At 41.2% G+C, this 13,760-nt stretch carries 14 protein-coding genes; 10 read left to right on the top strand and 4 right to left on the bottom strand.

What is annotated here, in order from left to right; all coding sequences use genetic code 11:
• The first annotated feature begins 93 nt into the window (after positions 1–93).
• On the top strand, positions 94–1,896 hold the full coding sequence (gene recQ / locus MHB41_RS09550) for a DNA helicase RecQ (protein WP_340900210.1): 1,803 nt from the start codon (positions 94–96) through the stop codon (positions 1,894–1,896).
• Positions 1,897–2,130: 234 nt separating this feature from the next.
• Positions 2,131–2,952, top strand: coding sequence for a 3D domain-containing protein (locus tag MHB41_RS09545; RefSeq protein ID WP_024422678.1), 822 nt, complete (start codon positions 2,131–2,133; stop codon positions 2,950–2,952).
• A gap of 153 nt (positions 2,953–3,105) precedes the next feature.
• Here MHB41_RS09545 and MHB41_RS09540 read toward each other — a convergent pair whose 3' ends face one another.
• Positions 3,106–3,612, bottom strand: a complete 507-nt coding sequence (locus MHB41_RS09540) for a GNAT family N-acetyltransferase (RefSeq protein WP_081338918.1) — start codon at positions 3,610–3,612, stop codon at positions 3,106–3,108.
• A 204-nt stretch (positions 3,613–3,816) separates the two neighbouring features.
• Between MHB41_RS09540 and MHB41_RS09535 the strand changes: the two genes are divergently transcribed.
• The 4 genes from MHB41_RS09535 (at position 3,817) to prpB (ending at position 8,036) form a co-directional block, all read left to right on the top strand.
• Positions 3,817–4,356, top strand: a complete 540-nt coding sequence (locus tag MHB41_RS09535; protein WP_024422676.1) for a DUF420 domain-containing protein — start codon at positions 3,817–3,819, stop codon at positions 4,354–4,356.
• Positions 4,357–4,524: 168 nt separating this feature from the next.
• On the top strand, positions 4,525–5,667 hold the full coding sequence (gene mmgD / locus MHB41_RS09530) for a citrate synthase (protein ID WP_061109246.1): 1,143 nt from the start codon (positions 4,525–4,527) through the stop codon (positions 5,665–5,667).
• A 2-nt stretch (positions 5,668–5,669) separates the two neighbouring features.
• A complete protein-coding gene (locus tag MHB41_RS09525; protein WP_024422674.1) occupies positions 5,670–7,106 on the top strand; it encodes a bifunctional 2-methylcitrate dehydratase/aconitate hydratase in 1,437 nt (478 codons plus the stop codon).
• A gap of 12 nt (positions 7,107–7,118) precedes the next feature.
• Positions 7,119–8,036, top strand: a complete 918-nt coding sequence (gene prpB / locus MHB41_RS09520; protein WP_046311457.1) for a methylisocitrate lyase — start codon at positions 7,119–7,121, stop codon at positions 8,034–8,036.
• A gap of 232 nt (positions 8,037–8,268) precedes the next feature.
• Here the strand turns inward: prpB and MHB41_RS09515 are convergent, their stop codons facing one another.
• Together MHB41_RS09515 and MHB41_RS09510 are read right to left on the bottom strand one after the other, a co-directional pair.
• Positions 8,269–8,931 carry a lysozyme family protein gene (locus MHB41_RS09515; protein ID WP_041117684.1) on the bottom strand — a complete coding sequence of 221 codons (663 nt, stop codon included), beginning with the start codon at positions 8,929–8,931 and terminating at the stop codon, positions 8,269–8,271.
• A 97-nt stretch (positions 8,932–9,028) separates the two neighbouring features.
• Entirely contained in the window at positions 9,029–10,354 is a 1,326-nt protein-coding gene (locus MHB41_RS09510; protein ID WP_034280617.1) for an APC family permease, read from the bottom strand.
• A 186-nt stretch (positions 10,355–10,540) separates the two neighbouring features.
• Between MHB41_RS09510 and czrA the strand changes: the two genes are divergently transcribed.
• Positions 10,541–10,870 carry a Zn(II)-responsive metalloregulatory transcriptional repressor CzrA gene (czrA, locus tag MHB41_RS09505; RefSeq protein WP_024422670.1) on the top strand — a complete coding sequence of 110 codons (330 nt, stop codon included), beginning with the start codon at positions 10,541–10,543 and terminating at the stop codon, positions 10,868–10,870.
• A 31-nt stretch (positions 10,871–10,901) separates the two neighbouring features.
• On the opposite strand, the gene MHB41_RS09500 is transcribed toward czrA, so the two are convergent.
• Positions 10,902–11,426 carry a hypothetical protein gene (locus tag MHB41_RS09500; RefSeq protein ID WP_034280620.1) on the bottom strand — a complete coding sequence of 175 codons (525 nt, stop codon included), beginning with the start codon at positions 11,424–11,426 and terminating at the stop codon, positions 10,902–10,904.
• 117 nt (positions 11,427–11,543) lie between these two features.
• On the opposite strand from MHB41_RS09500, the gene MHB41_RS09495 reads away from it, so the two are divergent.
• From MHB41_RS09495 to MHB41_RS09485, 3 genes are read left to right on the top strand one after another with little or no spacing between them, the layout of a single operon-like run.
• Complete coding sequence (locus MHB41_RS09495; protein WP_061109244.1) at positions 11,544–12,476, top strand: YafY family protein; 933 nt, start codon at positions 11,544–11,546, stop codon at positions 12,474–12,476.
• A 54-nt stretch (positions 12,477–12,530) separates the two neighbouring features.
• Complete coding sequence (locus MHB41_RS09490; protein WP_034280626.1) at positions 12,531–13,004, top strand: GyrI-like domain-containing protein; 474 nt, start codon at positions 12,531–12,533, stop codon at positions 13,002–13,004.
• A 36-nt stretch (positions 13,005–13,040) separates the two neighbouring features.
• The gene (locus MHB41_RS09485) at positions 13,041–13,760 is read left to right on the top strand and encodes an MBL fold metallo-hydrolase (RefSeq protein ID WP_340900214.1); all 720 of its coding nucleotides are present in this window, start codon (positions 13,041–13,043) and stop codon (positions 13,758–13,760) included.

Genomic DNA, 13,760 nt, shown 5'->3' with positions numbered 1-13,760 from the left:
TTTATTTTGTGAAAAAACGAAATTGCACAGTCGGCCGGAAGAGGCATGAATGTATGTTAAAATAGACAAAACAAAAGACGGAGAGGGAATTGGATGTTAGAACAAGCAGAAGCACTCCTGAAACAATACTTTGGCTTTGACGCATTTAGGCAGGGACAGAAACAAGCCATTGAATCGATTGTAAACATACAGAAGGATACCGTCTGTATTATGCCGACAGGCGGAGGGAAATCGGTTTGCTACCAGATTCCTGCCCTGATGATGGAAGGAACAACGATCGTTGTATCCCCGCTAATTTCTTTAATGAAAGATCAAGTCGATGCGCTAAATGAGATGGGCATACGATCGTCCTTTTTAAACAGCACACTTTCCGCAGCTGAAATGAATAAAAGGCTGAAAAAATGTGAAGATGGGGAATATCAGCTGCTTTATATCACACCTGAACGTTTACAAAATGAGCGTTTTTTTCAGCTGCTTGATCGGTTAACGATCCCTTTAATTGCAATTGATGAAGCACACTGTATATCTGAGTGGGGGCATGATTTTAGGCCGAGCTACCGCTTTATTCAAGAATGCTTAAATCGGCTGACAAAAAGGCCAGTGATTGTCGCATTAACTGCTACAGCCACGAAAAAGGTCCACCGAGATATATGTGAACAGCTTGGCATGAACGAAGAAGAAACCATTTTTACTGGGTTTGCTAGAGAAAATTTATCTTTTCAGGTGGTCAAAGGAGAAAATAGTGACCGCTTTATCACACATTATATGAAGAAAAATAAACTTGAGTCCGGCATTATCTATACTGCTACAAGAAAAGAAGCCGAAAACATTTACAATCGGCTAAAGAAACAAAAGATCAAAGCTGGCATTTATCATGGCGGGTTAGATGACAATGTAAGAGAAGAACAGCAAAACCTGTTTTTAAATGATGACATCCAGGTTATGGTCGCTACATCTGCATTTGGCATGGGAATTAATAAATCAAATGTCCGTTTTGTGATTCATCATCAAATTCCAAGGGATATTGAAAGCTACTATCAAGAAGCTGGACGCGCCGGCAGAGACGGGCTCCAAAGTGAATGCATTTTACTGTTCTCGCCGCAGGGCGTACGAATGCAGCGATTCCTCATTGAACAGTCAACAGAAGATGAAGTGCGCTATCAGCATGAACTGCTTAAACTAAGGCAAATGGTCGATTACTGTCACACTGAGCAATGTCTGCAGCAATTTGTGATGGACTACTTTGATCAATCAGCAAGTACCCCTTGCCAAAAATGCAGCAATTGCCTTGATGAAAGAGAGCGTGAAGAGGTCACTCGAGAAGCGCAAATGGTTTTATCGTGTACGGTTAGAATGAACGAGCGGTTTGGAAAAATGATGATTGCTCAAGTACTGGCAGGCTCTAAAAATAAAAAAGTGCTTGACCTCGGTTTCGACCGTCTTCCTACATACGCTTTAATGAAGCAGCAATCAGCCCAGCAAATCAGTGATTTCATCGAATTTTTAATTACAGAAGAGTATTTGCACATGTCTGAAGGAGCTTATCCAACATTAAAAGTGACACATAAAGGAAAGAAAGTGTTAGTCGGGCAAGAGGCTGTGTATAAAAAACAGGCAGTGAAAAGAGAGGCGATTCAAGAAAACGATGCATTATTTGAGCAGCTGAGAGCGGTGAGAATGAAGCTGGCGAGAGAGCAGGGCGTTCCGCCATTTGTTGTATTTTCTGATCAAACCTTGAAGGAAATGTCAGCCGTTCAGCCTAAAACAGAAGAAGAACTTCTCCATATTAAGGGAATTGGCGCTCAAAAAAGAGAGAAATACGGGGATGTTTTTTTAGAAGAAATCCGTTTATTTATAGAAAAAGAAAAAAATAAAGAGGTTGAAGAAGAAAAATAAATTTTTTTCGCTGCGTTTGGACACGTTTTCAACAGGAGGTTTCTGATCCTTTCAAAACCTTGATATGGCGGGTAATCGAGCTGTTTTGTGGTCTGATTTACCAATGGAGAGAGATGTTTCATGTAAAGGAACTGTAATCTAAAACATATCGTTTTGTTATTGAATTGACATTTACATATGTTACGATAGCACTCGTTAGCCGCCATAAAAAGCTAACAAGGGAGGATTTACTTTATGAAGAAGACTATTATGTCCTTGGTTGCTGTTGCAGCAATCTCTACAACAGCATTTGGAGCACAGCAAGCTTCTGCAAAGGAAATCACTGTGAAGAAAGGTGATACACTTTGGGGAATCTCTCAAAAAAATGATGTGTCTCTAAAGGACCTAAAGGGTTGGAACAATTTATCTACAGACATGATTTATGTAGGTGATAAATTGACAATCTCTTCAAAAGAGAAAACTCAGGAGCAGTATAAAGTCCAGAAGGGGGACAGCCTCTGGAAAATCGCTCAAAAATTCAATGTGTCAATTAGCGATATTAAGTCTTGGAATAACTTAAACTCAGATATAATTATGATTGGTTCAACACTAAGTGTTGCTGGTCAAAGCTCAGCTCCGGTAAGCTCAGAGCCTGTACAAAAACAGGAGCCTGTCCAAAAAGAGCAAACAACACAAAAAGCTGCTCCTAAACAGGAAGCACCGAAAAAAGCTGCTCCTAAACAGGAAACAGCTAAAGCAGAATCATCTTCTGCTAGTCAAAGTGTACAAAAAGAAATGACTGTAACGGCTACGGCTTATACAGCAAATGATGGTGGCATCTCAGGTATCACTGCAACAGGGGTAAACTTAAACAAAAACCCAAATGCGAAAGTGATTGCAGTAGATCCTAATGTCATTCCATTAGGAAGTAAGGTTTATGTTGAAGGCTACGGTGAAGCCATCGCAGCAGATACTGGCGGCGCAATTAAAGGTAACAAAATTGATGTTCATGTACCAAGCAAATCCCAAGCAAAAAATTGGGGCGTAAAATCAGTCAAAGTAAAAGTACTTAACTAGTAACTTATTGTTTTTTGGAAGAAAGCATCAGGTGGCGGCCTGATGCTTTTATTGTACCCTTTTTTTGGTCAAAAAAACACACATTTTTCAGAAAAATTTGCATTTTCGACAAAAACCAGCGTATATTCCATCATACACACTGGTTTTTTGTCGTTAGCTGTCCACCCAATAAATTTCTCCGCTTTGTTCTTTCCAATTGATTTGGACATCAAATTGATGCTTTTCATAAAAATGAATCAAGCGGTCCACATGATTCCAATCTCTTTTGACGAGGTCACCTGTGATGACTGGGATGTTCTGCTCTCTTGCGATTTCTTTTAAATGCTTCATACAGATTGAGCCGTACCCATTATCGGGAGGGCCTTTTATATCAGCAATATGAATCTTTCCTTCTTCAGGATATTCCGCAATTAAGGAAAAGTCAGATTGTCCGCGAAAAGCTTTTTCACAATCGGTCAGCATGATTTTACATGTATCAGCATTTTCAATGGCAGAGACAATCATCCATTCATCTTCTTTCGCCTGATCAATGCCAATGATCTTTGCCTTTTTCGAAATATCTTTCATATTTTCTTGCATTCGATACATTTGGAACTGCAATTGCTGTAATTCTTGCTCTAACGCCTTCACATCTTTGAGTGTTTCCTGTAAGATTGACAAGTCCATTACTCCTTTCATATAAGAAATGATAAAAATCACATAAATTCCAATTTTAAAGGAAGTGGATGAATCTTTCAACCCGTTAGAACGCCAGTAATCGGCAAGTTTGTCTAAAATTCGACGAAGACAGCGAATTCATTGACTTTATAGAGAAAGTTAAATAACATACTCTTAGTCGGAACTAATAAAGAGAGGTTTTCAAACATGAACGAACAGAATCAAAAACCGAAAAATTTCACCGGCATTGTTGTCATTTTAACAATTGCCATAAACGGATTAATCGCTTTATTATTTTTAATGCCAAAAACAGATAAATTTAGTCATCTGGATATTACATTTCTGCCGTTACTGAATGCCGTGATGAACAGCTTTACGTTTATCTTCTTACTTTCAGCACTCATTATGATTAAACAAAAGAACATTAAAGCACATAGACGATTTATCTTTGCTGCATTTTCAACAACACTTGTCTTTTTAATTTCCTATGTCACATATCATTCAATGGCAGCTGATACACACTTCGGAGGAGAAGGGATCATCCGTCCGATTTACTTCTTTATTTTGATTACACATATTGTACTCTCAGCTATTATTGTACCGCTTGCACTGATTACACTATTTAGAGGCGCACAGATGCAGGTCGAGCGTCACCGTAAAATTGCCCGCTGGACGATGCCGCTTTGGCTCTATGTTAGTCTCACTGGCGTCATTGTTTATATCATGATTTCTCCATATTACAGCTAACGTATGTCCAACTGGACATACGTTCTTTTATTTACAAGATGAAGTGCTTTGGATAGAATGGAAATTGGGTATCCGACTAGCACGGTATCTTCCCATCTATAGATTCACATCATTTTTGGCCGTTTGCTCGTTTGGAGATCAACAATTGGACGAAACGGGGGTTATATGATGACTGAACAATTGCAGTATAAACCGGGGCTTGAAGACATTGTGGCAAGCGAAACATCCATATCATACTTAGATGTGGAGCAAGAGGAAATTGTGATTCGCGGGTACGACCTCATTGAGCTGGCACAAAACAAGACATATTTAGAAACAGCCTATCTGCTTATTTATGGAAGATTACCAGATCAGATGGAATATCACCAATTTCAGCAAGATATATCCTCACAAACGAGCTTACATCCAACCATTCAAACCATATTAACGAATCTGCCAAAAACCACTCACCCTATGGATGCGATGAGAACGTGCTTATCTGCTCTTGCAGGGTATGATGACGCATTACATGATCGATCTGAAGCGTGCCAAGTAAGGCGTGCAGTTCGATTATTAGGCCAGCTGCCGGCCATTGTTGCTGGAAGCTATTATATTCTCACAAAAGACGCCGCTATTTCTCCAGATCAGACCAAATCCTACACTGAAAACTTTTTATCCATGTTAACAGGACGCACCCCGGCACAAGACGAAATTACCGCTTTTGACCAAACACTCACATTATATAGCGAACATGAGCTGCCGAATTCAACGTTTGCGGCTAGAGTGATTGCATCCACGCATTCTGACATGTATGGTGCTTTTACTGGAGCGATCTCTTCATTAAAAGGTGACCTCCACGGAGGAGCAAATGAAGCTGTCATGCACATGCTTCTTGAAGGAAAAACAACAGAAGGATTTCTTGCGCTCATTGAACGAAAATTAGCCGCAAAAGAAAAAATGATGGGCTTTGGCCACAGAGTATACATGAGAAAAATGGACCCGCGAGCCGCTCTTTTAAAACGTTCATTGAAAACGCTTACCGAATCAAAGGGAGATACAACGCTATATGACATGTGTGTAGCAGGAGAGGCATACATGAAAGAGCAGAAAAACCTTTATCCAAATCTTGATTATTATGCTGCACCGATTTATTACGTGCTCGGAATTCCTATTTCACTTTATACACCCATTTTCTTTGCTGCAAGAGCTAGCGGATTAGCCGCACATGTGATTGAACAGCATTTGCATAATCGCATTTTTAGACCGAGAGTCCGGTATTTAGGGCCAAGAGGATTAAAGGTTTCAAATGATGATGGAAAAACGGGGGAATGAACATGAACAAAACAGCAGTCGCCAATCAAACAGATCAGCTATTAGAAGAAATCGCTGCCTATGCAGTAGACGGAGAAATTACGAGCAAAGAGGCCATTGAAACCGCGCGGTATGTGCTCATAGACACGCTTGGGTGCGGTATGCTGGCTCTTAATTTTCCAGAATGTACGAAGCACCTTGGACCTATCGTACCTGGAACTGTTGTGCCTAACGGAGCAAGAGTTCCAGGCACTTCGTTTGTGCTAGATCCTGTTCAAGCGGCTTTTGATATTGGCTGTATGATCCGCTGGTTAGATTATAACGATACGTGGCTTGCACAGGAGTGGGGTCATCCGTCAGATAACTTAGGCGGAATATTAGCTGTAAGTGATTATATCAGCAGAACACGCCTTGCAAACGGAGAAGAGCCGCTAACGATGAATGATGTACTGCATGCAATCGTCAAGGCACATGAAATTCAAGGTGTCCTTGCTTTAGAAAATTGTCTAAATCGAAATGGATTGGACCATGTGTTATTTGTCAAAGTGGCAACAAGTGCAGTTGTGTGTGCAATGCTTGGCGGAACAAAGGAAGAGGTCCAGCATGTTTTATCACAAGCGTTTGTTGATAATTCCCCGCTTAGGACGTATCGCCACGCCCCAAACACAGGATCGAGGAAATCATGGGCAGCGGGGGATGCAACAAGCCGCGGAGTGAGGCTGGCCATGATGACACGTAAAGGGGAAATGGGTTATCAAACGCCCCTCAGTGCAGAGAAGTGGGGCTTTGAAGATGTTCTTATGAAAGGAAAACCACTTACGCTCGCCCAGCCCCTTGGGTCATACGTCATAGAAAATGTTCTTTTCAAAATTGCTTATCCTGCTGAGTTTCATGCACAGACAGCTGCAGAGGCGGCTGTGATGCTGCATGACGCTGTAAAAGATCGTTTAGATGAAATTGACCGGGTAGAGATTACGACACATGAGTCAGCAATTCGGATTATTGATAAGAAAGGGCCGCTTTATAATCCGGCAGACCGTGATCATTGCTTGCAGTATATTACAGCCATTGGACTGATCTATGGTGAACTAACAGCTGACCATTATGAAGAAGAAACGGCGCAAAATCCAGCCATTGATCGTCTTCGTGATCGAATGATTGTGAAAGAGGATAAACGTTACACAGAGGATTATTTAGATCCGAAAAAGAGATCGATTGCAAACTGTGTACAAATTTTCTTTAAAGACGGGACGATGACAGACCGAATTGAAATTGAATACCCGCTTGGTCATCGCAGAAGAAGACAGGAAGGCATTCCGCTGCTTGAAAAGAAATGGGTCTATCATTTAAAGACAAGATTTCCACAAAAACAAGTGGATCAAATTGTGTCACTCTGCCAAAATCCAAATCAATTAAAAACAACAACAGTACCAGCATTTATGGACTTATTCGTCATATAAGGGGGAGCTAGCGTGTGGATCGTGAATGAAGAAAGAAGTCAGGCTGATTTAGCCGCAGCCTTTAAAGAACAAATGAACAAATCAGCTTTATTTCAAATTCCAGGCGTTCACGATGGAATGTCTGCGCTCTATGCGAAAAAAATGGGCTTTCAAGGGCTCTATTTATCAGGTGCCGCTTTTTGTGCCAGCAAAGGACTGCCTGATCTCGGCATGATCCATTCAACAGAAATGGCAGAAAAAGCGAAGGAGATCATTCGAGCTTCCCAGCTGCCGCTTTTGGTCGATATGGACACAGGTTATGGCGGTGTTTTAAATGCAGCAAGAGCGGCAAAAGAAATGGTTGAGAGCAAAGTGGCAGCTGTTCAAATTGAAGATCAGCAAATGCCAAAAAAATGCGGGCATTTAAACGGGAAATCACTCGTTCCAGTAGAAGAAATGGTCGCAAAAATCAAAGCCATCAAACAAGCGGCACCAACGCTTTTGGTGATTGCGAGAACCGATGCAAAGTCCGTAAATGGAATGGAGGATGTCATCCGCCGGGCCAATCTTTACGTAGAAGCAGGAGCTGACGCTATTTTTCCTGAGGCACTCATCACAGCGGAGGACTTCACGCATGCGTCAAGTAATATTAAAGGGCCGCTCCTTGCAAACATGACGGAGTTTGGCAAGACCCCTTATTATCATGCAGACGAATTTTCTATGTTTGGCTTTCAAATGGTCATTTACCCTGTGTCATCACTTAGAGTCGCTGCAAAAGCGTATGAGCGTTTATTTACAGAAATCATGGAAAAGGGAACGCAGCAGGGGATACTTGGGGATATGCAAACGAGGAAAGAGCTGTATGAAACGATTCATTATGATGAATATGAGGAAATGGACCAGCATTTAGCAAAAACAATCCTCCCGGAAATTGGGAAAGAACAGCGATAAAATGAAAAGCACTTCCTTTACGGAAGTGCTTCAGCGTGTAGACAAACCCTCGCATTCTTTGTCAGTCCTGCGCGCTGGTGCTCACGAATGTCAAATTCGCTCCGCGCCAGTGCTCGTCCTTCCTAGACTGCAAAGGTTTTCTATCACGCTGAAAAAAGACAAAGTGCTAAAATAAAGATTATTTTAGCACTTTGACAACAATCTGAAACACTTCCTTGACGGAAGTGCTTTTTTACGATGATGGTGTGGATGAAGAAGCCAATTTCATCTTTTCTTCAACTGTTTTCGTTTTTTCTTTTACTTTTTCAGCGTAAGTGAAGTCGCCGTAGCAATACGGATAGCGGAAGTTATCTTTGTTGCCGCCGCACGTATAGACCTTGGGGTTTCGTTTCACTTGCTTTTTGGAGTATTGCTTTGCCAGTTTCTCGGAATGTTTTCCCCCGTTTTTTGCAACAAAATCAATATAGCCGATTCCCATGTTATAGCTTTGAATAATGGTTTCCAAATCAACGCCTTTTTTCTTCCCATGCTTGTACATAGTCGAAAAATGATGGACTCCTTGTTTAATGCTTTTCTGAGGGTCATTGATTTCATTTCGTTTCAAACCAAGAGATTCAGAGGCCTGCATTGGATCTCCGCCTCTGCCTTTTGATTCTTGATACATCATACCGAGGATTAACCCGGTATACTGATCTAAATCTTGATCTCTTAACTCTGTTTCTACAAGCGGTTTGTAATCATCCAATCTCGACAAAACAATTGATTCCGTATCAATCGGCAGCTTTTTTAACTCCTTTTGATTAAACGAGATGGCAATGGCTGCTAATACGAAAACAAAGAGAAAAATCGTGAAACAGCCTGAAATGGCAAAACATCCTGTTTTTTTCTTTTTCAAGGTCAGTTCACCCCTGTTTTGCCCCGCTTTTAAAAGGGAAGTACAGCCTTTTTATTATGCCATATCCTGTGCAGGATACCAAGTGAAAACCTTATAATCAATCATATCCAAACGTAAATTCAGGTCGTGTTTTCAGCCTGAAGCAGAAATAAACAAAACCGATAATCAGCCACATCATGCCAATGATTAATGCATTTGTGCTGATGCTCGTTAACAGCCAAAGACAAAACGCCGTCCCGCATAGAGGGATCACTGCATATCTCAATGTATTCAGCACACCTCTTTGTTTTTGTCTGACGAAAAAGTACGCAAAAACAGACAAATTCACAAAGGTAAATCCAATTAACGCGCCGAAGCTGATAAAGGAATAAATGACTTCAAGTTCGCCAACGACTGCGGTTAAGGAGAAAGCTCCGATTAATAAAATATTAAAAACAGGGGTTTTTAATCTCGGATGAATATACCCGAAGAAACGCTTCGGTAACGATTGATCTCTTCCCATTGCATATAAAAGCCTTGCTGCACTCGCATGTGACGATAAGGAGGAAGAAATGACAGCCACCATTGTGCCGGCTAAAAAGAACGAGTGGAGAAATGCGCCGCCCACAAATTCTGCAATTTCAAGTGAGGCTGCATCAGGATGCTTGAACTGCTGAAAATTTGGAAACACCTGCTGCAAAAAATAAGACGTCAAAGTAAACAGTACGCCTCCAATCGCAACTGTTAAGAAAATGGCAAGCGGAATCGTCTTTTTTGGTTTAATGGTTTCCTCAGACATCGTCGAAATGGCATCAAATCCTAGAAAGGAGAAACATAAAATGGTCGCTCCTGAAAAAATAAGCGCTGGATCTAAGCTCGCTGAATAAAAAGGCCGGGCTGACAATAACTCTCCACTGCCAGTGTTTTGTGTGAGCCCATAAATAACAAACCCAACAAAGGTGACGGCGACAATGACCTGAAACGTCACAAATAGCGCCGTAATGTTGGCTGTAAGCCGTATACCGATGACATTGACAGTCGTTATGGCGATAGCAAGTATGATGATCCAAATGTAATGAGGTACATCAGGAAAGGCTGCGGTTAAATAAGCACTACCGATCGCAAAATTCACCATAGGCAGAAATAAATAATCCAGTAAAAGTGTCCAGCCCACAAGGAAGCCGACATGAGGATGAATACTTTTTTGCGCATATGTATAAGCAGATCCTGCTTTTGGAAAAGCCTTCACCATATTCCCATAGCTAAGCGCTGTCAATAGTAATGCAAGTAACGTAAATATATAAGCTGCAGCGACGTGTCCTTTCGTCAGCTGAGCAACAATGCCGTATGAATCAAATACGACAAGTGGATCCATATAAGCAAGCCCGATCACAACAAGTGGAAAGACAGTCAGGCTGCGTTTTAGTCTTGGCTCTTCAGTCAATTTGCCTATCAGCTCCTCTAAAAAAATGAATAAATAATGCTCATTTTAAAAAGAATGCTACCAAGTGTCAATGCTATTTGAATAAATCTTTTTTCTAAAGTGTGCCCGCTTTGCACGCCGGACGTTTTAGTATATGATGATACATAGAATAAGTCGTGATTTGACTAACAAGAAAGGTGAAGCGAAATGAAGGAAGAACTGAATACAAATCAAGAACAGGAACGGATGGAGCTGGATGAAGAAAGTTTATTTCTTGTCTCCCAAACGTTTAAAGCCTTATCTGATCCGACACGTATTCGTATTCTGCACCTGCTGTCTCAAGGTGAATACTCGGTAAATGATATCGCAGAAACACTGAATCTCATGCAATCAACTGTTTCTCATCAGCTGCGTTTTTTAAAAAACCTTCGTCTCGTGAAATCTAGACGAGCAGGGACATCGATTTTTTACAGCCCTGAAGATCAGCATGTGATGGAAGTGCTTGAACAAATGATTCATCATGCGCAGCATGACTAATAAAAACCTTCCTACTCATATAGGAAGGTTTTTACGCATGATGCGTATGTGCTACTCGTTTACCTGCTTTCATCATTTGATAAGAAAAAACAACATAGTAAGCAGCTAACAGAAAAAAGCTGAGCATGGTCATGGCATCATCACTCACAATATGCTGATACAGTTCAACGACACCAATCTTTGTGAGCGAATGGTTCGTCAGTTCACCCAGCTTAAAACTAAGTCGAGATAAAAATAAGCATAAAATGAAGCTTTCAATCCATTTACTCGTTTTCACATAAAGGCGGCCATTTTCTTCTTTCATGCGGATCGTCTCATAGGCATGAACGGCCAGACTGCTTCCAAAGAGCATACCAATAGCGGCGTAGATGAAAATGCTGTGATTTTGCCAGCCTTCTAATAAGAGAATAAGGGCAGTGAGTCCAAATACATACATTCTCATCAAAAGACTGATCGGGCGCACAAGCTGATAGCGTCTCATTCGGTTCATTCGAAAGATGATGCAGATCAGCATAATGCTCCCAATGATGAATAACTGCCACACGTGATGTGTCATGATGCAACCTCCTCCTGCATGTGCAGGGATGTAAACGATGCTGGCTGTTCCTTATCTTTACCATTCTTTCTTTTTTTATCAAATCAAAACCTACATTTATGAAAAAGAGGAAAAGTCATGAAAATTGATCGTATTTTGTCTATTGTGATGCTGCTCATTAGCAAAAAGCAAGTACAAGCGAAAGACCTTGCTGAACTTCACGAAGTGAGCGTAAGGACGATTTATCGCGATATTGAGACCATCAATCAAGCCGGGATTCCTGTTGTGACAACACAAGGAGCAGGCGGAGGCATTTCGCTTGTTGACGACTATCGTTTAGAGAAAAAATTATTTACCGATGATGACATTGAGCTGATTTTAACAGCCCTTGAAAGCATGACGAGTGCATACTCCTTTAAAGAAAGTGAACATGTACTGAAAAAAATCAAATCTCTCATTCCCCCACATACCGATGAAAGCGAGAAACAGCACCATGTCTTTATTGATTTAAGCTCCTGGGGGAAAGACAGCCAGGCAGAAAAGAAGCTTCAGCTGATCCATACAGCTGCTTCCGCGCATCAATTCATTCAATTCACTTATCGCAACGCAAAAGGTGAAACACTTCAACGTAAAGTGGAGCCTTATACGCTTGTCTTAAAAGGAAGGCATTGGTACTTGTATGCGTTTTGTTGTGTGAAAAATGATTTTCGTCTATTCAAGCTGACCAGAATGACAGACCTCATCACCATTTCAGCATATTTCAGGCCGAAAAGAATCAAAAACGAAGAGAAGCCTTGGAATGACTCTTGGCATGAAGAACCTTCAGTCACAACGCTCACGCTTAGGTTAACGGAAACATCAGTTGGCAAAGTGAAGGAATGGGTGGATGAGAACGAATTGATCATATGTTCAGACGGAACCTATCTGGCAGCATTGACCGTGCCGCAAGATGATTGGCTGCACAGTTTCCTATTCCATTTAGGACCGGACGCCGACATTCTTTCACCTCAGCACATCAAGGAAGCATTTGATCTCCAATTAAAACAATTTATGAAGCGAATAGAAACTTGACACACTGTTGTCAGGTTTCTTTTTATATGATGGGAGAAAAGGAGATGAGAATGTATGTACGATATCGTCACATTAGAGAAACAATGGATCAAAGGGTTGTCTGTTCGAACAACAAACGAAATAGAGAAGACAAAAGAGCGTAAGATTGCACCGCTTTGGCAGGATTTTTTTGCGCAGCAGCTACATGGGGGACAAGCTCCAGTCATAGGGCTGTATTCAGATTATGAAAAAGATGAACATGGTTCTTATTTATTTACAGCTGGAGAGTTCGCGGATCAGCAGATCGAACATGTAAAAGAGATTCCTGCGTCCACCTACGCAAGATTTCAAACGAGAAAAGGACCGATTGAAGAGGTCGTGCTTGAAACATGGCACAAGATTTGGACGTGGGATCAGCGTCAATACCGCACTTATACAGGTGATTTTGAATGGTATGATGAAAGATCTATTGATCCAAAAGAAGCGCAAATTGATATTTACATTGCGGTTGATGAAAAAATGATTGCTAAAACTAATGCTATTAGTTAATATAAAACTAACGATATTAGTTTTAGGAGGGCAATCATGAGATTAACAACTTTTGACCGTCTGCACCAGCTTACATTGATGCCGCGATTATTTCCGATAAATTGCTATGTCTTTGAGGAAGAGGAAGGACTCATCTTAATTGATGCTGCTTTAAAAATGGCGGCGAACTCGATCATCGAATTTGCCCGTAAAAAGAACAAACCAATTCATAAGATTATTCTCACTCATAGCCATATGGATCATATCGGCGCATTAGATGAGGTGAAGAAGGCTTTTCCAGAGGCAGTTGTCTATTTATCAAAACGTGATGCACGCCTTTTTGAAGGTGACTTTTCCTTGCTCCCTGATGAACCTCAGCAAAAAATTAAAGGCAGTTTTATGAAAAATATTCACACAAAACCAGATGTGCTTGTTGAAGAAGGAGATGAGATTGGGCCGCTCAAAGTGATTGCAACACCAGGGCATACACCTGGCAGCATTTCTTTATACGATGAAAGGTCAGGAGTTGTCATTGCAGGGGATGCACTTGTGACAAAAGGCGGCTTATCAGTAACGGGTGAGTTTCGGTGGAGCTTCCCGTTCCCGGCTTTTGCCACATGGGATGCAGAAACCGCACTAAAAAGCGCTGAAAAGTTACTGACATTGCGCATATCCTGTCTTGCTGCAGGACATGGTGACCTTATCATAGAGCCTCATGAAAAGCTTCAAGCTGCCGTTAAAAAAAGACAGTACCAGCTAAAAAAAGGAGGGCAGTAA

This window comes from Bacillus sp. FSL H7-0578, assembly GCF_038630855.1.
In the GTDB taxonomy this organism is placed as follows: Bacteria; Bacillota; Bacilli; order Bacillales; family Bacillaceae; genus Bacillus; species Bacillus safensis.
This window is presented reverse-complemented; position numbering and strand designations above follow the sequence as displayed.

Bases quoted from the DNA above. Each gene is read 5' to 3' on its own strand.
- MHB41_RS09500 (WP_034280620.1), bottom strand. From the start codon at position 11,426: ATGACACATCACGTGTGGCAGTTATTCATCATTGGGAGCATTATGCTG.
- MHB41_RS09525 (WP_024422674.1), top strand. From the start codon at position 5,670: ATGAACAAAACAGCAGTCGCCAATCAAACAGATCAGCTATTAGAAGAA.
- MHB41_RS09490 (WP_034280626.1), top strand. From the start codon at position 12,531: ATGTACGATATCGTCACATTAGAGAAACAATGGATCAAAGGGTTGTCT.
- recQ (WP_340900210.1), top strand. From the start codon at position 94: ATGTTAGAACAAGCAGAAGCACTCCTGAAACAATACTTTGGCTTTGAC.
- MHB41_RS09495 (WP_061109244.1), top strand. From the start codon at position 11,544: ATGAAAATTGATCGTATTTTGTCTATTGTGATGCTGCTCATTAGCAAA.
- MHB41_RS09535 (WP_024422676.1), top strand. From the start codon at position 3,817: ATGAACGAACAGAATCAAAAACCGAAAAATTTCACCGGCATTGTTGTC.
- MHB41_RS09545 (WP_024422678.1), top strand. From the start codon at position 2,131: ATGAAGAAGACTATTATGTCCTTGGTTGCTGTTGCAGCAATCTCTACA.
- czrA (WP_024422670.1), top strand. From the start codon at position 10,541: ATGAAGGAAGAACTGAATACAAATCAAGAACAGGAACGGATGGAGCTG.
- MHB41_RS09485 (WP_340900214.1), top strand. From the start codon at position 13,041: ATGAGATTAACAACTTTTGACCGTCTGCACCAGCTTACATTGATGCCG.
- mmgD (WP_061109246.1), top strand. From the start codon at position 4,525: ATGACTGAACAATTGCAGTATAAACCGGGGCTTGAAGACATTGTGGCA.